We start from the raw sequence: 21,407 nt of genomic DNA, 5'->3' as shown, positions 1-21,407 counted from the left end.
TATGGATCGTCTGCTGAACGTTAAAGAGGTTTGCGGGATTTTGGATATGCACCGCGCGACCATTTATCGCAAAGTTAAGTCTGGCGAACTTGATCCGCCAAAGAAAATCGGTCGCTCAACAAAATGGCCGGAGTCCAGCATCAAAAAATATCTGGCTGGGCTTAAATCGTTATGAAACCTAAAAGCCAGGACTCATAGGCGAGCATCATCTCTCGCCGTTCTGGCAGGTACTCAGCGTGGTTGTACGCGGCAACAACTCTGTTTGATTCTGCGTGTGCCAACTGTTTTTCGATTACCTCTCTGCGAAATCCCATCTCGTAAAGCGTGGTCGATGCGGTCGCCCTGAAATCGTGGCTAGTAATATGTTTTGGTGGGAATCCAAGATATTCTATGGCGCGATTAATCGTACTATCAGCTAACGGGGCTTTTGGGTTTTTAATGCCAGGTAGTATCAACGGATTATCACCCGCCAGCGCTTTAGCCCTTTCAAATAATGATCGCGTGTACGGCGTCAGCGGTACCGAGTGGGGGCGGCTCATTTTCATACGCGCCGCCGGGATCACCCACATGTTTTGCTCCCAGTCAATTTCTGACCATTCTCCGCCGCGCAGCTCTCCCTGGCGAACAAATACAAACGGTAACAACTGCAAACATATTTTGGTCTGAGCGTGGCCCGCATAGTTTTCCACTGCAGCGAAATATTGCCGCAACTCATCGCTGTTCAGACAGCGGGAATTTTTTGTTTTCGGGGGTATGATTGCCCCTTTAAGGGCGGCAGCGGGATCAGAGTCAGCGCGCAGCGTTGAAACGGCATAACAGAATATTGCCGAGCACCATTGCCGCACCTTTAACGCAGAGGACGACGATCCGCGCCCCTCCATCTTCTTCAGTACCGCCAGAATTTCGTGCGCAGTGACATCGCGGATAGATTTGCTGCCAAACGCCGGGTAGCAATTTATCGCCAGAAAGTTTTCTACCTGTTCGCAGGTGCCCTCGGCCCAGGTCGATCGCTTCTTCTCTATCCACTCTTTCGCCACCAGTTCGAATGTATTAGCCGATTCGATTTCGGCGCGCTGGCGCTCCTGTTTCTTCATGTCTGTGGGATTGAAACCGCGCTTTACCTGTTCGCGGGCCCATTCACGCTCGCGGCGCGCATCGGAAAGGGAAACAGCCGGATATTCGCCGATAGTGTATCGACCGTCTTTTGTTGGAGTAAGCCAGTACCGATAGCGCCAGAATTTAGCGCCGGTAGGTCTGACTTCGAGATAAAGCCCCTGTCCATCCTGCAACGTGTAGGGCTTATCCTGTGGGCGGGCATTTTTAACGCGGGTGTCTGTGAGTGGCATACCGGACAACACTAAAAAGAATTCATGTTGTCCGGTAAGTTGTCCGGTTTAATGTGCGCTGTCAAGCAACAACGTGCGACAATGGGCGACGGTTAAAACTTCAATACCTTGAATATTGCTGCATTTATGCGACAACCTGCAACAGCAAGCGACATGCATATTGATTACTCAGCAATATCCGCATAATCACTCGACGTTGTTATCAATTCCCTTACCACACTGGTGGCAAAACTACCCGCAGGCAACCAAAAACGCACTTCTACGGTCGCGTCATCCTGCCACGCCCAGCTCATTGCCTGGGGATACACCAGCATCGCGCGACGGGCGGCTTCTACTTTCTCACGCTCTAATAAAGCCTGTAAATCTGCCTCTTGCGAAATGCGCTGCTGTTCATTTTCCAGCGCCTGATGCACGGTTCCCCACTCGCCGGTGCCCGGCAGCGCCGCCGTGATTAACAGTTCATGATTATTCACACGCTCCTGGAGCGTGGGCAGTTCTTCCTGCGTCGCCACAAACCAGCTTCCGCGCCCCGCTAATTGTAGCGCATCGCCGTCAACAACTTGATTAAAGTCTGTTTTTTTAAGCCGCTCGCTGACAAGCTGATTAAACAACGCGCTGCGGGCTGCTGACAACGCAAAACTGCGTTTATTTCGATCGCGCAGCGGCATATTATTTTGCGCCCATACCCGCGCCTGAATCAGGTTACTGCCGCCGCGCCCAAAACGCTGCGGGCCGAAATAGTTAGGCACGCCGTCGTTTTTTACCGCACTGAGGCGAGTTTCCAGCTCATCGCGCCGGGTAATGTCACGCAATATCAATCTGAAATGATTGCCTTTTAATGCCCCGGTGCGCAGTTTGCGCTTATGACGCGCGTATTCCAGCACCTGGCAGCCTTCCACCGCAAAGCCGCTTAAATCTGGCATGTCCTTGCCGGGTAAGCGAACGCAAAGCCACTGCTCAGTGATGGCATGTTTGTCTTTTTGTCCGGCGAAGCTGACTTCGCGGGCTGGCACTTTAAGGAATTTAGCCAGTGCATCGGCCACAAAGCGGGTGTTGCAGCCTTTTTTTACGATGCGCACCAGCAGTTGTTCGCCTTCGCCGTCCGGTGCAAAGCCTAAATCTTCCACGACCACGAAATCTTCCGGCGAGGCTTTCAGCGTGCCCGAGCCCTGCGGTTTGCCATGCAGCCAACTGAGTTGTTCAAAATCCATCAAGCTTTTACCTTCACCAACAGCGCCACCGCTTCGCAGGCAATACCTTCGCCGCGCCCGGTAAAGCCCAGCTTCTCGGTAGTGGTGGCTTTGACGTTAACGTCATCCATATGGCAGCCCAGATCCTCGGCGATAAACACACGCATTTGCGGGATGTGCGGCAGCATCTTCGGGGCCTGGGCAATGATCGTCACATCGACGTTGCCAAGCGTGTAACCTTTGGCCTGAATACGGCGCCAGGCTTCGCGCAGCAGCTCGCGGCTGTCAGCACCTTTAAACGCCGGGTCGGTATCCGGGAACAGTTTGCCGATGTCGCCCAGCGCCGCTGCGCCTAACAGCGCGTCGGTCAAAGCATGCAATGCCACGTCACCGTCCGAATGGGCCAGCAGGCCTTTTTCATAAGGGATACGCACTCCCCCAATGATCAGTGGGCCAGGGCCGCCAAAGGCGTGTACATCGAAGCCATGTCCGATCCGCATTATGCATTCTCCATCTGGGTTAAACGGGTAAGATAAAACGCCGCAAGGGCAAGGTCTTCAGGACGTGTCACTTTAATATTATCGCCACGTCCGGCCACCAGTTCAGGATGGTAGCCACAGTGTTCCAGCGCCGACGCCTCGTCGGTGATCGTCGCCCCTTCGTTGAGGGCGCGGACCAGGCAGTCGCGCAGTAATTCAAGGGGAAAGAGTTGCGGTGTCAGTGCATGCCAGAGATCGGTTCGCTCAACGGTATGGGCGATTAACGCTTTTCCCGGCTCGCCGCGTTTCATGGTGTCGCGCACCGGCGCGGCCAAAATTCCGCCGACGCGGCTGTGCGCCGTGATCGCCAGCAGCGCGTCCAGATCGTCCGGGTGCAGGCAAGGCCGTGCGGCATCATGCACCAGCACCCATGCGGCATTGTCGGCCATTTTTAAACCCGCCAGCACCGAATCCGCCCGCTCGCGGCCACCGTCGACGCGCGTTACGCGTGAATTGCTCGCCAGCGGCAGCGCGTCAAATTGCCTGTCAGAAGGGCTGACGGCGACGATCACGCGGCCCACGCGAGGATGGCGCAGTAAACTCGCCACCGCATGTTCGAGGATCGTGTGGTCGCCAATGGTGAGATATTGTTTGGGACAGTCTGATTGCATGCGGCTACCAATCCCGGCAGCCGGCACCACGGCAATCACGTCCGCACAGGAAGATGCCATGTGTGAAACCTGAGCCTGTTATCGATTATTTTGCCGTGACCCCGCCGCCTGCTTAGAGGCGTCGGGCACCAGACGAAAGAAGGTTTCGCCCGGTTTGGTCATGCTCAATTCGTTACGCGCGCGCTCTTCAATCGCTTCTTGTCCGCCGTTGAGATCGTCAATTTCGGCGAAAAGCTGGTCATTACGCGCTTTGAGTTTTGCGTTGGTTGCCTGCTGGGCCGCCACGTCATCGCTGACGCGGGTGTAGTCATGAACGCCGTTTTTACCAAACCACAATGAATATTGTAGCCAGACGACTAATGCCAGCAATAGCAGTGTTAGTTTACCCATTCTGCCCCCTGAAAAACGGCATAATCATCCCATAACTTTTCATCGGGCACTACCTGGCCCAATCCGACTCCAAAAAACAGCGGCAAAATGTATCACATAACACGGCAATATGCGCCTCCAGGTGCGGACCGGGAGCGGAATTAATAACTCGTTACGCCTGGAAGTATGTCTTAACTTAGCTCATTAGCCAGAGAAACAGTACGCCAAACATAAGCGCGACGGTCAGGATAGTCATCACGCAACTGACGATCAGCCGACCATCAAGCAATGAATGTAGCGCAATGCCGATAACCACCGCCACGGGCATCAATGCCAGGAAGAAAGGCCAGGTATAGAGAAAGAAGAACAGGGTGTTGGAACCATAGAACAGGAAAGGAAAACCTAACGCCAACAGCCACGCCAAAAACCCAAGAATAGCCCCAGGGAATGTCCAGGTTGTCTCTTCAGCAGCAGGCGGGACAGAGGCCTGCGAGATAATCATGTTTGTTGAATTGCGCATACCCGATCCTGTGACCTGACTTGCCGGAAGAGAGAGTCTCCCGGCGCTGTCTCAGAATTTGATAATATCGTCCCGCCGCAGCAGGTCTAATATTTGCGCAATCAAATTTGTTACTAATTGTTCACCATCTAAATGGATTTCCGGGCGGTCAGGGGCTTCATATACCGCGTCGATACCGGTGAAGTTGCGCAACTCTCCGGCGCGAGCTTTTTTATACAATCCCTTAGGATCGCGCGCTTCGCAGACTTCCAGCGGGGTATCAACAAACACTTCGATAAAGCGCCCTTCCCCTACCCGCTCGCGCACCATTGCACGTTCTTCGCGGTGCGGAGATATAAACGCCGTCAATACTACCAGCCCGGCATCCACCATCAGGTTAGCGACTTCTCCCACCCGGCGAATATTTTCTTTACGGTCGGCATCGCTAAAGCCGAGGTCGCTGCACAGGCCGTGGCGCACATTATCGCCGTCCAGCAAATAGGTGCTGACGCCGCGCTCGTGAAGCGCCGTTTCCAGCGCCCCTGCGAGGGTGGATTTACCCGAGCCCGAAAGCCCGGTAAACCACAGCACAACACCCCGGTGCCCGTGAAGCTGCTCACGGGCCTGCTGGGTCACCAGATGCGCATGCCAGACGACATTTTCGTCATGGGCGGCCATTACTTGCCTCCCAGCAAATCGCGCGCGCCCCAGTGCGGGAAGTGGCGGCGTACCAACGCGTTCAGCTCCAGCTCAAATGCGCTGTAAGCAGAAGGCTCCTGGAAGACGTCGACCTGCGGTTCAAGCACCATACCTGCGCCTACGGTCACGTTAGACAGACGGTCGATAAAGATCAGGCCGCCGGTTACCGGGTTATGCTGATAGGGATCCAGCACCAGCGGTTCGTCGAATGTCAGATCCACCAGCCCGATACCGTTCAGTGGCAGGGTTTCCACCACGCGCTGGGTCAGGTTGTTGATATCTACCTGGAACTGAATATTGTCGACCCGGGCGCGGGTCTTTTTACCGGCGACTTTAATGTCGTAGCTCTGGCCCGGCGTTAGCGGTTGTTCCGCCATCCAGACCACGTCAACTTTCGCGGCCTGCGCGATAGCCAGATTTTCACTGGCGTCCAGCAAGACATCACCGCGGCTGATGTCGATTTCATCTTTCAGCACCAGCGTGATAGCTTCCCCTGCCGCCGCTTGTTCCAGATCGCCATCAAAGGTAACGATACGCGCGACGCTGGACTCCACGCCAGACGGCAGCACTTTAATACGCTGGCCCACTTTCACCACGCCGGACGCCACGGTACCGGCATAACCCCGGAAATCAAGGTTCGGACGGTTAACGTACTGTACCGGGAAGCGGAAAGACTGCTGCTCTACGTCTTTGCGGATTTCGACGGTTTCCAGCACTTCCAGCAGCGTCGGGCCGCTGTACCACGGCATTTTGTCGCTCTGGCTGGCAACGTTATCGCCCTCCAGCGCCGACAGCGGCACGAAACGGATATCCAGCGAGCCTGGCAACTGTTCGGCGAAGGTCAGATAATCCTGTTTGATCTGCTCGAAGGTCTGTTCGCTGAACGCCACCAGATCCATTTTGTTAATCGCCACCACCAGATGCTTAATCCCCAGCAACGTGGAAATAAAACTGTGGCGGCGGGTCTGATCGAGCACGCCTTTACGGGCGTCGATCAGCAGGATCGCCAGATCGCAGGTTGATGCGCCGGTCGCCATGTTGCGGGTGTACTGCTCATGGCCTGGGGTGTCGGCGATAATAAATTTGCGTTTCTCAGTAGAGAAATAGCGGTACGCCACATCGATCGTGATGCCCTGCTCGCGCTCGGCCTGTAGACCATCCACCAGCAGCGCCAGGTCGAGTTTTTCACCCTGGGTGCCGTGGCGTTTACTGTCGTTATGCAGCGAAGAGAGCTGATCTTCATAAATCTGGCGGGTATCGTGCAGCAGGCGGCCAATCAGGGTGCTTTTCCCGTCATCAACGCTTCCGCAGGTCAAGAATCGCAGCAGGCTTTTGTGCTGTTGTGCGTGCAGGTAAGCCTCAACGCCACCTTCGTTAGCAATTTGTTGGGCAATCGTGGTGTTCATTCGCCGGCTCCTTAGAAATAACCCTGACGTTTTTTAAGCTCCATAGAGCCTGCCTGATCGCGGTCAATCATGCGGCCCTGCCGTTCGCTGGTGGTGGAAACCAGCATTTCTTCGATGATTTCCGGCAGCGTTTGCGCATCGGATTCCACCGCGCCGGTCAGAGGCCAGCAGCCCAGGGTACGGAAGCGCACCATTCGTTTTTCGATCACTTCGCCAGGCTGAAGATCGATACGGTCGTCGTCGATCATCATCAACATGCCGTCGCGCTCCAGCACCGGGCGCTCAGCGGCCAGGTACAGCGGAACAATGTCGATATTTTCAAGGTAGATATACTGCCAGATATCCAGCTCGGTCCAGTTAGACAGCGGGAATACGCGGATGCTTTCGCCCTTGTTAATCTGGCCGTTGTAGTTGTGCCACAATTCCGGGCGCTGGTTTTTCGGGTCCCAGCGGTGGAAACGATCGCGAAACGAGTAAATACGCTCTTTAGCGCGGGATTTCTCTTCATCACGGCGCGCGCCGCCAAAGGCTGCATCAAAACCGTATTTATTCAGCGCCTGCTTCAGGCCCTCGGTTTTCATGATGTCGGTATGTTTGGCGCTACCGTGGACAAACGGGTTAATGCCCATCGCCACGCCTTCCGGATTTTTGTGCACCAGCAGTTCGCAGCCATAGGCTTTAGCGGTACGGTCACGGAACTCGTACATCTCGCGAAATTTCCAGCCGGTATCAACATGCAGTAGCGGGAACGGCAGCGTACCCGGATAGAACGCTTTACGCGCCAGGTGCAGCATCACGCTGGAGTCTTTGCCGATTGAGTACATCATCACCGGATTCGCGAATTCTGCGGCAACTTCACGAATGATATGGATGCTTTCCGCCTCCAGTTGTCGCAGGTGAGTGAGTCGTTTTTGATCCATAACCTTTCCTTATAAGGCCTGACACCGCAGGCGTTGTATGACGGCCTGTCTCGCCAGTACCTAAGCCAAAGTCACTACGGAAGAGGAATCGCCCTCTGCCTGAGTTGTTGGTTGAAACCAGGCTAATTGCTCGCTGAGCGCCACCACTTCGCCAATCACCAGTAAAGCGGGCATCGGCGAGCGTTTCGCCAGGTCATCGAGTTGTTGTAATGTGCCGGTCAGTACCTGCTGGTCTTTCCGGGTGCCGCGGCTGATGACCGCCACCGGCGTGTCGGCAGCGCGGCCATGTTGTATAAGCTGTTCACTGATTTGCGCGGCCTTCATGGTGCCCATGTAGATCGCGAGCGTTTGACGGCCCTGGGCCAGATGCGCCCAGTCGAACGGCTGGCTGTCCGGTTTGTAATGACCGGTCACAAAAGTCACGCTCTGTGCATGCTCGCGATGGGTCAACGGAATGCCTGCGTAAGCCGTCGCGCCTGCGGCGGCAGTGATCCCCGGAACCATCTGAAACGCCACCCCAGCCTGTTGGGCCGCCTGCAACTCTTCGCCGCCGCGGCCAAAAATAAACGGGTCGCCGCCTTTCAGGCGCACCACGGTTTTGCCTTCACGCGCCAGATCCACCAGCATCTGGTTGGTTTCATGCTGAGGAACGGCATGCTCTCCCGCGCGTTTGCCCACGCAAATGCGATCGGCATCGCGGCGTACCAGTTCAAGCACATCGTCGCTGACCAGATGGTCATACAGCACCACGTCCGCCTGCTGAAGCACCTGCAAACCGCGTAGCGTCAGCAGTCCGGCATCTCCCGGCCCCGCGCCCACCAGAATGATTTCTCCGGTTTGCTGCTGCGGGTTTGCCAGCGTGGCTTCCAGGGTTTCAATCGCCGCACGTTCGTTACCCGCCGCCATCAGGCTGGCGAAGCGGCCGCGAAACGCCTGCTCCCAGAAACGCCGCCGCGCATCGGTGGTAGTTAGCGCGCCTTTAATGCGCTCGCGGAAACTGCCCGCCACCGTCGCCATACGTCCAAGGCTTTGCGGCAGCAGCGACTCCAGCTTTTCACGCAGCAAACGCGCTAACACTGGCGCATTGCCACCGGAAGAGACCGCCACCACTAACGGCGACCGATCGACAATCGAAGGGAAAATAAATGAGCAAAGCGGCTGATCGTCCACCACGTTGACCAGCCGGTGGCGCGCATTAGCCGCATCAAACACCTGGCGATTGAGTTCGCGGTTGTTGGTCGCGGCAATGACCAGAAAAACGCTGTCGAGCTGCTGCTCGTCAAACTCAGCGGCCAGCCATTCAACATGGCCTGCATCAACGTCACGCTGCAGTTCTGCCGCCAGCTTTTTGGCAACCACGCGCACCACCGCGCCGGCCCGGCGCAGCAAGCTAATTTTACGCACCGCGATTTCGCCGCCGCCGACGACTAACACCGGGCGCGCTTTCAGGTCTGCAAACAGGGGAAGATAGTCCACTCGCTGGCTCACTCAACATCAGAATCCAGAAGCGACTATAGGGGCCGCCTTAAAACGAATGAAATTACCAATTGGCATGAGTAGTTCCACAAAGGAATAAGCCACTGGCAAAGCAAAGTTCAAAAAGTGCTTAAGGCGTGATTTTTCGGGGGTTTCAGAGCAAATGAAATTGTGTAACGCACATCACAGTTTCATACTAGGCGAAAAAATTTTTCCGCGTTTTCATGATTAAGGATTATCTATGTTTCCCGCATTGCGCCGTGGCGTGATCGAGTGTGCAATCGGTCTGGCGCTCAGTGTTGGCGCTCTTTTTCCGGTGTTTGCCCAGGCCGCCGCGCCCGGTAAAACCGCCAGCGCCCAGGCTCGCCATATTGCCACCTATTTTCCTGGCCGCATGACCGGCACACCTGCCGAAATGCTCTCCGCAGACTATATCCGCCAGCAGTTCGCTCAATGGGGATATCAAAGCGACATCCGCACCTTTAATACCCGCTACGTTTTTACCCGCGCCAATAAGCTGACCAACTGGCAGAACGTCACGGGATCCAGCGTTATTGCCGCCCATGAAGGCAAACTGCCCCAGCAAATCATCATCATGGCGCACCTTGATACCTACGCGCCGCAAAGCGATGCGGATATCGACACCAATCTGGGGGGCCTGACATTACAGGGCATCGACGATAACGCCGCCGGGCTTGGGGTGATGCTGGAACTGGCAGAAAAACTGAAAGACACGCCAACCCAGTACGGCATTCGTTTTATCGCCACCAGCGCTGAAGAAGAAGGCAAACTGGGTGCGGAAAATATCCTTAAAAGAATGAGCGCCCAGGAGCGGAAAAACACCCTGCTGGTGATCAATCTGGATAATTTGATTGTCGGGGACAAACTCTATTTCAACAGCGGGCAATCCACGCCGACGGCGGTGCGAAAGCTAACTCGCGATCGGGCGCTGGCCATTGCGCGTAGTAATCATATCGCCGCCAGCACCAATCCTGGGCTTAATGACCATTATCCAAAAGGCACAGGCTGCTGCAACGATGCAGAAGTGTTTGATAAGGCCGGAATTCCGGTGTTATCCGTGGAAGCGACCAACTGGTCGTTAGGCCGGAAAGACGGCTATCAACAGCGGGCGAAGAGCGCGCAGTTCCCTGCGGGCACCAGCTGGCATAATGCCCAACTGGATAACCAGCTGTATATCGATCGCGCGCTGCCTGGCAGGATTGAAAAACGCAGCCGCGATGTGATGCGGATTATGCTGCCGCTGGTGAAAGAACTGGCGAAAGCAGGCAAAACGTAAAAATGGGTGCATGAGGCCAAACCTTCACCCTCCGATACGCGGGGTTGCCCCCGCGTTTCAGCTACTTCTTCGGTTCGTAAGCGAGAACAGCGCTGAATTCCATACCACGCTCTTTAATGCGCAGCTCGCAAAGCGAGTCGCGCACCATGAGTGTGAACCCCAGCGCAATGATTGCCGCAAGGGCGTACTTTGACAGCATGTCTTGCCTCCAGATAAAGAAGAAACTAACATCCAAATTGCTGGTTTGGTTGGTAGCCTCAGGTTGATAGAAATATCTCCTGGGGCTTTTAACTATCTGAACCCTGCAAATGCTCAAAGCCAGACAGCCTCAAGCACCCGCCGCAATTCTATTCCCGATCCCGTCTTTGTCTGTGTTTCTCCCTCCGTTACGGAAGACAGCTCGCAAGATAAAAAAAAGCCCCCGGCATGATGACGGAGGCATTGAATAGTTTCCGAAATTTAACCTTCGTGCAGGCCGCATTCGCGCTTGAGGCCGAAGAAGCGGGTTTCTTCCTCCGCCATACCCGGTTCCCATTTGCGGGTGGTGTGAGTATCCCCCACCGACAAATAACCCTGATCCCACAGCGGATGGTATTTCAGCCCGTGTTTTTGCAGGTACTGGTACACCGTGCGGTTATCCCAGTCGATGATCGGCAGCACTTTAAAGATGCCCCGGCTAATCGCCAGCACCGGCAAGTTCGCACGGCTGCCGGACTGCTCGCGGCGCAGGCCGGCAAACCAGGTTTTGGCGTTCAGCTCGCTCAATGCCCGGTTCATCGGCTCCACTTTGTTGATGTTATTGTATTTCTCAATGCCTTCAACGCCCTGCTCCCACAGCTTGCCGTAACGCGCTTCCTGCCAGGCCGGGCTATGCTCCGCACGATAAACCTTCAGATTCAGCTTCAGCTTCTCCGTAAGCTCGTCGATAAACTGATAGGTTTCCGGGAACAGATAGCCGGTATCCGTCAGGATCACCGGAATATCCGGGCGCTGTTGGGTGATTAAATGGAGGCTCACCGCCGCCTGGATACCAAAGCTGGACGACAGCAACACCTCGCCCGGCAGGTTTTCCAGCGACCAGGCGACACGCTCTTCGGCGCTCAGCTTTTCCAGTTGAGCGTTGGTTTCCGCCAGCGCCAGAATCCGATCCACTTTCGGTAATTCATTCAGCGCCTGTAGATCCAAATTGGACATAATGACCTCTTTAGTTGTGCCGCCGTGGCCGGTTATTCCCAGAAATCACGCGCCGGATCGAGGACCGGGCGGATGATGCCAGTACGCACGGTGAAATCGCCAAACCCTTCGCCATCTTCACGCTCTGTGGCCCAACGGCCAATCAGTTCGTCCAGCGATGCCAGAATTTCCGGCTCGGTGATGTTTTCTTTATACATCCGCGGAATACGCGTACCGATACGGTTACCGCCCAGGTGCAGGTTGTAACGACCCGGCGCTTTGCCTACCAGCCCGACTTCCGCCAGCATCGCGCGGCCACAGCCGTTCGGGCAACCGGTGACGCGCAACACAATATGTTCATCGCCGACGCCATGCTTTTCCAGTACCGCTTCGACTTTATCCGTAAAAGACGGCAGGAAACGTTCGGCTTCCGCCATCGCCAGCGGACAGGTCGGGAACGACACGCAGGCCATGGAGTTTTCACGCTGCGGCGTGACCGCATCCATTAGCCCATGATTGCGCGCCAGTTTCTCGATCTTCGCTTTCTGGCTCTCAGGCACGCCAGCGATAATCAGGTTCTGGTTGGCGGTAATACGGAATTCGCCTTTATGGATCTTCGAGATCTCCAGCAGGCCGGTTTTCAGCGGACGGCCTGGATAATCCAGAATACGGCCGTTTTCGATAAACAGCGTCAGGTGCCATTTATTGTCGATGCCTTTTACCCAGCCGATGCGATCGCCGCGTCCGGTAAATTCATACGGGCGGATCGGTTCGAATTTAATACCCGCGCGACGTTCCACTTCTTCTTTAAAAGTATCCAGGCCGACGCGTTCCAGGGTGTATTTAGTTTTGGCGTTTTTACGATCGGTACGGTTGCCCCAGTCGCGCTGAGTGGTGACAACGGCTTCTGCCACCGCCAGCGTATGCTCAATCGGCAGATAGCCAAACTCGCTCGCGGTGCGCGCATAGGTTTTCTTGTTACCGTGCTCAATGGACAGGCCGCCGCCCACCAGCAGGTTAAAGCCGACCAGCTTGCCGTTCTCGGCAATCGCCACAAAGTTCATGTCGTTTGCGTGCAGATCGATATCGTTCTGCGGCGGGATCACTACCGTGGTTTTGAACTTACGCGGCAGATAGGTCTGGCCGAGGATCGGTTCTTCATCGGTGGTCGCCACTTTTTCCTGGTCGAGCCAGATCTCTGCATAAGCGCGGGTACGCGGCAGCAGATGTTCGGAGATCTTTTTCGCCCATTCGTACGCCTCGGCATGCAGCTCGGATTCGTACGGGTTGGAAGTACACAGTACGTTACGGTTCATGTCGTTGGCGGTCGCCAGCGCGTCCAGCCCAACCGAGTGCAGCATCTGGTGCACCGGCTTAACGTTCTTCTTCAGAATGCCGTGGAACTGGAATGTCTGACGGTTGGTCAGACGGATACTGCCGTAAATCGTGTTGTCGTGGGCGAACTTGTCGATCGCCTGCCACTGTTTGGTGGTGATAATCCCACCCGGCAGGCGGCAGCGCAGCAGCATCGCATGGCGCGGCTCCAGCTTTTGTGCGGCGCGCTCGGCGCGGATATCGCGATCGTCCTGCTGATACATGCCGTGAAAGCGGATCAGCAGAAAGTTGTCGCCTTTAAAACCGCCGGTCAGGCCGTCATTTAAATCTTCGGCAATGGTGCCGCGCAGGTAGTTGCTTTCTACCTTCATACGCTCGGCGTCAGACAGTTTGCCTTCGACCACCAGTGGGCCAGGGTGTTTTTCGCTCATTAGTAGACATCTCGCTGATAACGGCGCTCAACGCGCAGCTCACTTAAATATTCATCTGCCGCTTCGGTATCCATGCCACCAAATTCGGCAATCACGTCCAGTAACGTTTTTTCTACGTCTTTCGCCATACGGTTGGCGTCGCCGCAGACATAAATATGGGCACCGTCATTAATCCAGCGCCACAGTTCCGCGCCCTGTTCGCGCAGTTTGTCTTGTACGTATATTTTTTGTTTTTGATCCCGCGACCAGGCCAGATCGATACGGGTCAGCAGGCCCTCTTTCACATAGCTCTGCCATTCAACCTGGTACAGGAAGTCTTCGGTAAAGTGCGGATTGCCGAAGAACAGCCAATTTTTACCGCTCGCTCCTTCGGCAGCACGCTGCTGCATAAAGGCGCGGAACGGCGCGATGCCGGTACCGGGCCCAATCATGATGACCGGCGTTTCTGGATTAGCCGGCAGGCGGAAATTGTCGTTATGCTCGATAAACACGCGGACTTCGCCATCTTCTTCCACCCGGTCCGCCAGGAAGCTGGAGGCACCGCCTGCGCGGGCGCGTCCTTCAACGTCGTAGCGCACCACGCCAACGGTGATATGCACTTCGTTTTCCGTTTCGGACTGGGAAGACGCGATCGAGTACAGACGCGGCGTCAGCGGGCGCAGCAAGCCAATAAGTTGCGAAGCATCCAGCTGCGCCGGGGCGAAACGCACCATATCGACAATCGGGGTGATGCTGGCGTAATGCTGTAATTTGTTTTTATCGCCAATCAGATCCTGCAGGGTTTCGGCGCGGGTCAGCGTGGCGTAATTCTCAACGATATTGGCGGTGTTAACCGTCAGCTCGAAATGCCACTGCAGGGCTTCACGCAGCGGCAGCGTTTTGCCGTCGATTTCAACGGGTTCATCCCCTTTCAGCCACAGCAGGCCTACCAGTTCGTCGACCAGCGCCGGATCGTTCTGATACCACACGCCCAGCGCATCGCCCGGCTGGTAACGCAAGCCGGAATCGCCTAAGTCGATTTCCAGATGACGCACGTCTTTCTCAGAATCACGCCCGGTGATTTTCTGGTTTACCGCCAGGCTGGCGGTCAGCGGCGCTTCTTTGGTGTACGGCGTGCTGGTTATATCATTCACCGCGCCTATGGCCGTTCGCGGCACAGCGCCCGTTGAGGCAGGCGCACGGGATTTCAGCACCTCGACGATGCGCTCGCGCCACGCCTGGGCGGCTGGCTGGAATTCAACGTCGGTGTCAACGCGATCCAGTAAGCGCTCTGCGCCCAGTTCCGCCAGTTTGCTGTCGAAGTCTTTACCGGACTGACAGAAAAATTCGTAAGAACTGTCGCCCAGGCCGAACACGGCAAACGCGGTATTATCCAGCTTTGGCGCTTTTTTAGAGAACAGGAACTTGTGCAATGCGACCGCTTCTTCCGGCGGTTCGCCCTCGCCCTGGGTAGACGTCACGACGATCAGCAATTTTTCCTGGGCGATTTGCTTAAATTTATAGTCGCCCGCGTTTACCAGCGTCACATTCAGCTTCGCAGCCAGCAGATCGTCACGCAGCGCTTCTGCCACGCGGCGCGCGTTGCCGGTTTGCGACGCAGAGATGAGCGTAATGGCTGCGGCTTCCGGCGCGTTTTGCACTACCGCACCCGGTGCTGCGTTCTGTTGATTAATCACGCCCCAGAAATAGCCGGAAACCCATGCCAGCTGTGTGGGGGAAAAGTCCGTAGTGGCCGCCTGAAGGCGCGCCAGTTGTTCCGGGCTCAGCGGGAGCAAAGCGTTCGGAGGGGCCTGAGTCGTCATGCGTCGTTATGTCCAGTATTAAAGCTGTCTTCGTTATAAAAACAGAACAGAATGTAAGGTTACCGGGCGACATGATATCTATTAAATAAGCGGTTGAAATATCAAATAACCAAAATGACTAACCGTTTTTACAGGTACATATTAGCGATAAAACAGATTAAATAAGGCTTTGATTAATAAAATAATTAAAGAGAAGAAATAACAAAAACCGCGCTTCGCCAGCGTATGCCGGTTTTAGTTAATGCTAAAAAAAGTGGTTTCCTGTACCCTACGGCGGTTTTTTTGCACCAGGATCCCGTCATGCCAACCACTATTTTTAAAGAATTCATCTTCGAAGCCGCCCACCGTTTACCCCATGTGCCGGAAGGCCATAAGTGCGGTCGTCTGCATGGACACTCATTTTTGGTGCGCCTGGACATCACCGGCGAAGTGGACCCGCATACCGGCTGGATTGTGGATTTCGCTGAGTTAAAAGCGGCGTTTAAACCGATCTACAACCGGCTGGATCACTATTATCTGAATGATATTCCAGGCCTGGAGAACCCCACCAGTGAAGTGCTGGCGCGCTGGATTTGGCAACAGATGAAGCCGAAAATGCCGCTGCTGAGCGCGGTGATGATTAAAGAAACCTGTACCGCAGGCTGCGTGTATCGCGGCGAGTAAGAGACGTCGCCCGAACGTTTCACATTTCGTTCGGGCGCAAAGCTCAATCAGGCAATATTCAAATACTTATGCGTCTGCATTGAGAACCGCCAGTTGCGGGCGATGCAGGTTTCAATGCACAGGCGCGTGGCGTCTTCTTTCTGGCTGATCGGCTGAAGCGCAATCACGCGCTGTTTCTGGTCGTTAAGCGTGGTCAGCAGTTCATCCAGCGCTTCAATATCGCGCATCCGCCCTACCGGGTGTTTGATTTCATCGGCGCGTTCCAGTGCCTGGTGCAGCACGTCATATCCACCGCGCATATTCACTTTCGGCGATACGGTTACCCATGTGGTGGCAACAGCGCGGATTTCATGGGTGCCGCTGGTCTCAATCTGGCAACTGAAGCCGCTTTTCTCAAGCAGATGGGTCAGCGGGATAAGATCGTGAATGCAGGGCTCGCCGCCGGTGATCACCACATGACGTGCGGTCCAGCCCTGGCGTTCGATCACCGCCAACAACTCTTCCGGGCTGGCGGAACCCCATTTGTCGCTCTCTTTGGTTTTGGCGAGGATGCTGTATAGCGACACTTCCCGATCGGCAAGCTTGTCCCAGGTGTGTTTGGTGTCGCACCAGGCACAGCCTACCGGGCATCCCTGTAAGCGAATAAATATGGCGGGAACGCCGGTGAAATAACCCTCGCCTTGCAGGGTCTGGAACATCTCATTTATCGGGTACTGCATCTTCGGCTCTTCGTTGGTGGTAAACCATTATTATCGCATATTCCCGCTGCCGGCGCTTGCGCAGTTCCCGGCGGGAAGGTGGGCTAAGGCAGTCAATCCGCCCGTCGTTAACGTAAAAGCACATTATGTGACACAACCAGGCATCATCAATGAAACAAACGCCACTCTTTCATCATTACTTGAGGTACATCACCTTTTAAAGCTTACCCTGCTAATTAAATTGGTATAACACATTCAGCCGAGTAATATCCAACCTCACCTACATATCATACCAATTATAATTTTTAGCAAGGAAACTGGATGAACACTCTTGTTGAAGCCATGCCGGTCATCTGGGTGGCGCTTGGCGTTGTTGTACTGCTGATACTGAATATGAAGTTCAAAATCAATGGGATGCTGGCGTTACTGCTGGCGGCAATCTTCGTTGGGGTTTGTGAAGGCCTGCCGCTGGAAGCCATCGGCAAGTCCATTGAAACTGGTATAGGAAGTACCCTCGGACATCTGGCGCTGATCATTCTGTTTGGCGCGATCCTCGGGAAACTGATGGTGGATTCCGGCGCGGCCCAGCGGGTTTCTTCAACGCTGCTACAGCGCTTTGGACCGAAAAAAGTGCAATGGGCGATCATGGTTATCGGCCTGATTTTCGGCCTCGCCATGTTCTATGAAGTGGCGTTCTTAATCCTCGCGCCACTGGTGATCAGTATCGCCCGGGAAGCGAAAATTCCGTTCCTGAAACTTGGCATTACGATGGTCGCCGCAGCAACTACCGCGCACAGCCTGTTCCCGCCTCAGCCAGGCCCTACCGCACTGGTGGCCGCATTCCATGCGGATATGGGGATGGTGTATATCTACGGCGTGATCGTGGCGATCCCGACGGTGATTTGTTCCGGGATTATTTTGCCGAAACTGCTGGGTAACCTGGACCGCCCAATCCCGCAGTTGCTCGAATCGCAGAAAGTGTTCCGCGATGATGAAATGCCCTCTTTCGCCGTCAGCTTACTGGTGCCGCTGATCCCGGCAATTATCATTACCGGCGTGACGCTTATCAAACTGGTGGTCCCGGCGAATCCGCACGTCACTTCGCTGCTGAACTTCGTCGGCAGTGCGCAAATCAGTATGCTGATTGCCGTGCTGGTGGCGCTTTACGCTTTTGGTACCGCGCGCGGTAAATCGATGACCGACGTGATGCTCTCTTATTCCACCGCGATTGAGAAAGTCGCGCTGGTGGTGTTTATCATCGGTGCAGGCGGCGCGTTTAAGCAGATCATTATGGATACCGGCGTGGGTGACTACATTGCCGATATGATGCGCACCTCATCGGTATCGCCGCTGATCATGGCGTGGTTCATCACCGTGCTGTTACGTCTGGCGACGGGCGCCGGTACGGTTTCGGCAATTACTGCTGCCGGGATCGTCGGGCCGATGATCACGACGTTTAACGTCGATCCGGCGCTGATGGTGTTGGCAACCGCGTCCGGGAGTAACACCCTGACGCACGTTAACGACGCCGCCTTCTGGTTGTTTAAAGAGTATTTTGGCCTGTCGATTAAGGATACGTTTAAGACCTGGGGCTTGCTGGAATTGACGAACTCGGTGGTAGGCTTGCTGATCGTACTGCTGCTGGACTTAATCATCTAACCGCGTTTGAAAACAAAAAAGCCGGGCATCGCTGCCCGGCTTTTTCAGGAAAAGTGCAGACGATTACGCCTGGCCTTTCACTTCTTTCAGACCGTTGAACGGTGCGCGGTCACCCAGCGCTTCTTCGATACGAATCAGCTGGTTGTACTTAGCAACACGGTCAGAACGGCTCATAGAACCGGTTTTGATCTGGCCAGCAGCGGTACCTACTGCCAGGTCGGCAATGGTCGCGTCTTCAGTTTCGCCAGAACGGTGAGAGATAACGGCAGTGTAGCCAGCATCTTTCGCCATCTTGATCGCAGCCAGAGTTTCGGTCAGAGAACCGATCTGGTTGAATTTGATCAGGATGGAGTTAGCGATGCCTTTCTCGATACCTTCTTTCAGGATCTTGGTGTTGGTTACGAACAGATCGTCCCCAACCAGCTGGATTTTGTCGCCCAGAACTTTAGTCTGGTAAGCGAAGCCTTCCCAGTCAGACTCGTCCAGGCCATCTTCGATGGACACGATCGGGTACTGTTTGGTCAGTTCTTCCAGGAAGTGGGTAAATTCTTCAGAGGTGAACGCTTTGTTGCCTTCGCCAGCCAGAACGTATTTACCGTCTTTGTAGAATTCAGAGGCTGCGCAGTCCATCGCCAGGGTAACGTCTTTACCCAGTTCGTAGCCTGCTGCTTTTACCGCTTCAGCGATAACAGCCAGGGCTTCGGCGTTGGAACCCAGGTTCGGCGCGTAGCCGCCTTCGTCGCCCACAGCGGTGTTCATGCCTTTAGACTTCAGCACTTTCGCCAGGTTATGGAACACTTCAGAACCGATGCGTACCGCTTCTTTCAGGGTTTTCGCGCCAACCGGTTGAATCATGAATTCCTGGATATCAACGTTGTTGTCAGCGTGCTCACCACCGTTAATGATGTTCATCATCGGCAGCGGCATAGAGAATTTGCCCGGGGTGCCGTTCAGCTCAGCGATGTGCTCGTACAGCGGCATGCCTTTAGCGGCAGCAGCAGCTTTAGCAGCAGCCAGAGAAACAGCCAGAATCGCGTTAGCGCCGAAGTTAGATTTGTTTTCAGTACCGTCCAGCTCGATCATGATTTTGTCGAGGCCAGCCTGGTCTTTCGCGTCTTTACCCAGCAGAGCCTGAGCGATCGGACCGTTAACCGCGCCAACAGCTTTGGTTACGCCTTTGCCCATGAAGCGGGATTTGTCGCCATCGCGCAGTTCCAGCGCTTCGCGGGAACCAGTAGAAGCCCCTGACGGCGCAGCTGCCATACCGACAAAACCGCCTTCCAGGTGAACTTCAGCTTCAACAGTCGGGTTACCACGGGAGTCGATGATTTCACGACCGATGATTTTAACGATTTTGGACATTAGATTTTCCTCTAGTCACAAGTTAACTAAAACTCCAGACAAACAGTGCACCGTATGTGGGTGCACTGCCGTACTAACTCGTTTTACTTCGCCTGACGCTTCTGATACTCAGTTGCGGCCTTCACGAAGCCTGCAAACAGTGGGTGTCCATCACGCGGCGTGGAGGTGAATTCCGGGTGGAACTGACACGCCACAAACCACGGGTGATTCGGCACTTCGATGATTTCGACCAGTTGATCATCGCCAGAACGACCCGCAACACGCAGACCCGCTGCTTCAATTTGTTTCAGTAACAGGTTGTTGACTTCATAACGGTGACGGTGGCGTTCAACGATGGTCGGCGTGCCGTACAGCTTGCGAACCAGGCTCTCATCATCTAACTGGCACTGCTGTGCGCCCAGGCGCATGGTGCCGCCGAGGTCGCTCTTTTCAGAACGTACTTCGACATTGCCGTCTTCATCACGCCATTCCGTGATAAGCGCCACGACAGGGTACTTACAGTCTGGCACAAATTCGGTTGAGTTGGCGTTGTCCATATTCGCCACATTACGGGCAAATTCAATCAGTGCAACCTGCATCCCCAGGCAAATGCCCAGGTAAGGAATATTGTTTTCACGCGCATAGCGCGCAGTGGCGATTTTGCCTTCCACGCCGCGATAGCCGAAGCCGCCAGGGATCAAGATCGCGTCCAGTCCTTTCAGCACTTCGTCGCCACGGGTTTCAACATCCTGCGAATCGATAAGCTTGATGTTAACCGTCGCGCGGTTTTTCAGCCCGCCGTGTTTCAGCGCTTCGATCACCGATTTATAGGCGTCCGGCAATTCAATGTATTTGCCGACCATACCGATGGTCACTTCGCTCGCCGGGTTGGCTTCTTCGTAAATCACCTGCTCCCATTCTGCCAGATTTGCCTCAGGGCAGTTCAAGCTGAATCGTTTACAAATATAATCGTCCAGCCCCTGGGATTTCAACAGGCCCGGAATTTTATAGATTGAATCGACATCTTTCAGAGAAATAACCGCTTTTTCCGGAACGTTACAGAATAAAGCAATTTTGGCGCGTTCATTAGCAGGGACTGCGCGATCGGAACGGCAAATCAGGATATCTGGCTGAATACCGATGGAGAGCAGCTCTTTTACAGAGTGCTGTGTTGGTTTGGTTTTCACTTCACCGGCTGCGGCCATATACGGCACCAGCGTCAGATGCATATACATGGTGTGCTCGCGGCCCACTTCTACCGCCATCTGGCGAATCGCTTCAAGGAACGGCAGGGATTCGATATCACCTACAGTACCGCCGATTTCAACCAACACCACGTCGTGGCCTTCGCCGCCTTCCAGAATGCGTTCTTTAATGGCGTTGGTGATGTGCGGGATAACCTGCACGGTGGCACCCAGATAGTCGCCGCGACGTTCTTTACGCAGAACCTCGGAATAGATGCGACCCGTAGTGAAGTTGTTGCGGCGCGTCATACGTGTGCGGATAAAACGCTCGTAGTGGCCGAGGTCTAAATCGGTTTCAGCGCCGTCTTCAGTTACGAACACTTCCCCGTGTTGAATGGGGCTCATGGTGCCCGGATCGACGTTGATATACGGATCCAGTTTCATGATAGTTACGTTGAGGCCACGGGCTTCAAGAATGGCTGCGAGGGAGGCTGCGGCAATGCCTTTACCCAGAGAGGAAACGACCCCGCCGGTCACAAAAATATAGTTCGTTGTCATGCTGAACCTGAGAAGTTAGGTTTAAAGACGGTGGAATACCAGGACGGGAAAGTAGTATACCTGAACAGGACGGGGGTCACAAACTTTCATTCTCAGCAATCAACGCCACACCTCGCTTAATAAAGCCGGAAGAAAATAGCCCGTCTGGCAGAAATGTTTTTGACGTAAATCAAGCACTTGTCAGTTACGTTTTGCAACAACAAGCGCTTGA

21 protein-coding genes are annotated in these 21,407 nt (G+C 54.8%); 4 read left to right on the top strand and 17 right to left on the bottom strand.

Annotated elements, in window-relative coordinates; translation table 11 throughout:
- The first annotated feature begins 1 nt into the window (after position 1).
- Positions 2 to 175, top strand: coding sequence for a helix-turn-helix transcriptional regulator (locus ACVV26_RS04460; protein WP_251849648.1), 174 nt, complete (start codon positions 2 to 4; stop codon positions 173 to 175).
- Here the strand turns inward: ACVV26_RS04460 and ACVV26_RS04455 are convergent.
- The 10 genes from ACVV26_RS04455 to cysG form a co-directional block, all read right to left on the bottom strand.
- The gene (locus ACVV26_RS04455; protein ID WP_474800167.1) at positions 162 to 1,346 is read right to left on the bottom strand and encodes a tyrosine-type recombinase/integrase; all 1,185 of its coding nucleotides are present in this window, start codon (positions 1,344 to 1,346) and stop codon (positions 162 to 164) included. The genes ACVV26_RS04460 and ACVV26_RS04455 overlap by 14 nt on opposite strands.
- Before the next feature lie 164 nt (positions 1,347 to 1,510).
- The gene (gene truD / locus ACVV26_RS04450; RefSeq protein WP_474800166.1) at positions 1,511 to 2,560 is read right to left on the bottom strand and encodes a tRNA pseudouridine(13) synthase TruD; all 1,050 of its coding nucleotides are present in this window, start codon (positions 2,558 to 2,560) and stop codon (positions 1,511 to 1,513) included.
- A complete protein-coding gene (gene ispF, locus ACVV26_RS04445; RefSeq protein WP_183170052.1) occupies positions 2,557 to 3,036 on the bottom strand; it encodes a 2-C-methyl-D-erythritol 2,4-cyclodiphosphate synthase in 480 nt (159 codons plus the stop codon). Before ispF ends, truD begins: the two co-directional genes overlap by 4 nt.
- Positions 3,036 to 3,746 (bottom strand): 2-C-methyl-D-erythritol 4-phosphate cytidylyltransferase, encoded by a 711-nt coding sequence (gene ispD / locus ACVV26_RS04440; RefSeq protein ID WP_474800164.1) that lies wholly within the window; start codon positions 3,744 to 3,746, stop codon positions 3,036 to 3,038. The genes ispF and ispD overlap by 1 nt, the downstream gene beginning before the upstream one ends.
- Positions 3,747 to 3,764: 18 nt before the next feature.
- Positions 3,765 to 4,076, bottom strand: coding sequence for a cell division protein FtsB (gene ftsB, locus ACVV26_RS04435; RefSeq protein ID WP_125295616.1), 312 nt, complete (start codon positions 4,074 to 4,076; stop codon positions 3,765 to 3,767).
- A gap of 175 nt (positions 4,077 to 4,251) precedes the next feature.
- A complete protein-coding gene (locus tag ACVV26_RS04430) occupies positions 4,252 to 4,575 on the bottom strand; it encodes a DUF3561 family protein (RefSeq protein ID WP_312983439.1) in 324 nt (107 codons plus the stop codon).
- Positions 4,576 to 4,626: 51 nt separating this feature from the next.
- On the bottom strand, positions 4,627 to 5,232 hold the full coding sequence (gene cysC, locus ACVV26_RS04425) for an adenylyl-sulfate kinase (RefSeq protein WP_474800163.1): 606 nt from the start codon (positions 5,230 to 5,232) through the stop codon (positions 4,627 to 4,629).
- Complete coding sequence (gene cysN, locus ACVV26_RS04420) at positions 5,232 to 6,659, bottom strand: sulfate adenylyltransferase subunit CysN (protein WP_474800162.1); 1,428 nt, start codon at positions 6,657 to 6,659, stop codon at positions 5,232 to 5,234. Before cysN ends, cysC begins: the two co-directional genes overlap by 1 nt.
- Before the next feature lie 11 nt (positions 6,660 to 6,670).
- Complete coding sequence (gene cysD, locus ACVV26_RS04415; RefSeq protein WP_312983433.1) at positions 6,671 to 7,579, bottom strand: sulfate adenylyltransferase subunit CysD; 909 nt, start codon at positions 7,577 to 7,579, stop codon at positions 6,671 to 6,673.
- Between the two features lie 60 nt (positions 7,580 to 7,639).
- Positions 7,640 to 9,055, bottom strand: coding sequence for a siroheme synthase CysG (cysG, locus tag ACVV26_RS04410; RefSeq protein WP_474801729.1), 1,416 nt, complete (start codon positions 9,053 to 9,055; stop codon positions 7,640 to 7,642).
- A 241-nt stretch (positions 9,056 to 9,296) separates the two neighbouring features.
- Between cysG and ACVV26_RS04405 the strand changes: the two genes are divergently transcribed.
- A complete protein-coding gene (locus tag ACVV26_RS04405; protein ID WP_474800160.1) occupies positions 9,297 to 10,352 on the top strand; it encodes an aminopeptidase in 1,056 nt (351 codons plus the stop codon).
- A gap of 61 nt (positions 10,353 to 10,413) precedes the next feature.
- On the opposite strand, the gene ACVV26_RS04400 is transcribed toward ACVV26_RS04405, so the two are convergent.
- The 4 genes from ACVV26_RS04400 to cysJ all read right to left on the bottom strand — a co-directional run bounded on the left by ACVV26_RS04400 (position 10,414) and on the right by cysJ (position 15,093).
- On the bottom strand, positions 10,414 to 10,551 hold the full coding sequence (locus tag ACVV26_RS04400) for a Hok/Gef family protein (protein ID WP_474800159.1): 138 nt from the start codon (positions 10,549 to 10,551) through the stop codon (positions 10,414 to 10,416).
- 260 nt (positions 10,552 to 10,811) lie between these two features.
- Positions 10,812 to 11,546, bottom strand: coding sequence for a phosphoadenosine phosphosulfate reductase (gene cysH, locus ACVV26_RS04395; RefSeq protein ID WP_474800158.1), 735 nt, complete (start codon positions 11,544 to 11,546; stop codon positions 10,812 to 10,814).
- A 32-nt stretch (positions 11,547 to 11,578) separates the two neighbouring features.
- Positions 11,579 to 13,291: an assimilatory sulfite reductase (NADPH) hemoprotein subunit gene (gene cysI, locus ACVV26_RS04390; RefSeq protein ID WP_474800157.1), complete on the bottom strand. Its 1,713-nt coding sequence runs from the start codon at positions 13,289 to 13,291 to the stop codon at positions 11,579 to 11,581.
- Positions 13,291 to 15,093: an NADPH-dependent assimilatory sulfite reductase flavoprotein subunit gene (gene cysJ, locus ACVV26_RS04385; protein WP_474800155.1), complete on the bottom strand. Its 1,803-nt coding sequence runs from the start codon at positions 15,091 to 15,093 to the stop codon at positions 13,291 to 13,293. The genes cysI and cysJ overlap by 1 nt, the downstream gene beginning before the upstream one ends.
- Before the next feature lie 300 nt (positions 15,094 to 15,393).
- Between cysJ and queD the strand changes: the two genes are divergently transcribed.
- Complete coding sequence (gene queD / locus ACVV26_RS04380) at positions 15,394 to 15,756, top strand: 6-carboxytetrahydropterin synthase QueD (RefSeq protein ID WP_474800154.1); 363 nt, start codon at positions 15,394 to 15,396, stop codon at positions 15,754 to 15,756.
- Positions 15,757 to 15,803: 47 nt separating this feature from the next.
- Here the strand turns inward: queD and queE are convergent, their stop codons facing one another.
- A complete protein-coding gene (gene queE, locus ACVV26_RS04375; RefSeq protein ID WP_474800153.1) occupies positions 15,804 to 16,475 on the bottom strand; it encodes a 7-carboxy-7-deazaguanine synthase QueE in 672 nt (223 codons plus the stop codon).
- A 300-nt stretch (positions 16,476 to 16,775) separates the two neighbouring features.
- Between queE and ACVV26_RS04370 the strand changes: the two genes are divergently transcribed.
- Positions 16,776 to 18,113 carry a gluconate:H+ symporter gene (locus ACVV26_RS04370; protein WP_474800152.1) on the top strand — a complete coding sequence of 446 codons (1,338 nt, stop codon included), beginning with the start codon at positions 16,776 to 16,778 and terminating at the stop codon, positions 18,111 to 18,113.
- Positions 18,114 to 18,176: 63 nt separating this feature from the next.
- Here the strand turns inward: ACVV26_RS04370 and eno are convergent, their stop codons facing one another.
- Together eno and pyrG are read right to left on the bottom strand one after the other, a co-directional pair.
- A complete protein-coding gene (gene eno, locus ACVV26_RS04365) occupies positions 18,177 to 19,475 on the bottom strand; it encodes a phosphopyruvate hydratase (RefSeq protein WP_312983418.1) in 1,299 nt (432 codons plus the stop codon).
- A gap of 83 nt (positions 19,476 to 19,558) precedes the next feature.
- Entirely contained in the window at positions 19,559 to 21,196 is a 1,638-nt protein-coding gene (pyrG, locus tag ACVV26_RS04360; RefSeq protein WP_474800151.1) for a glutamine hydrolyzing CTP synthase, read from the bottom strand.
- Positions 21,197 to 21,407 lie beyond the last annotated feature (211 nt).

The sequence above is a fragment of the Atlantibacter sp. MEI4A-1023 genome, assembly GCF_056155425.1.
The sequence above is the reverse complement of the archived record's forward strand: the minus strand, read 5'-3'. Positions and strand labels throughout refer to the sequence as shown.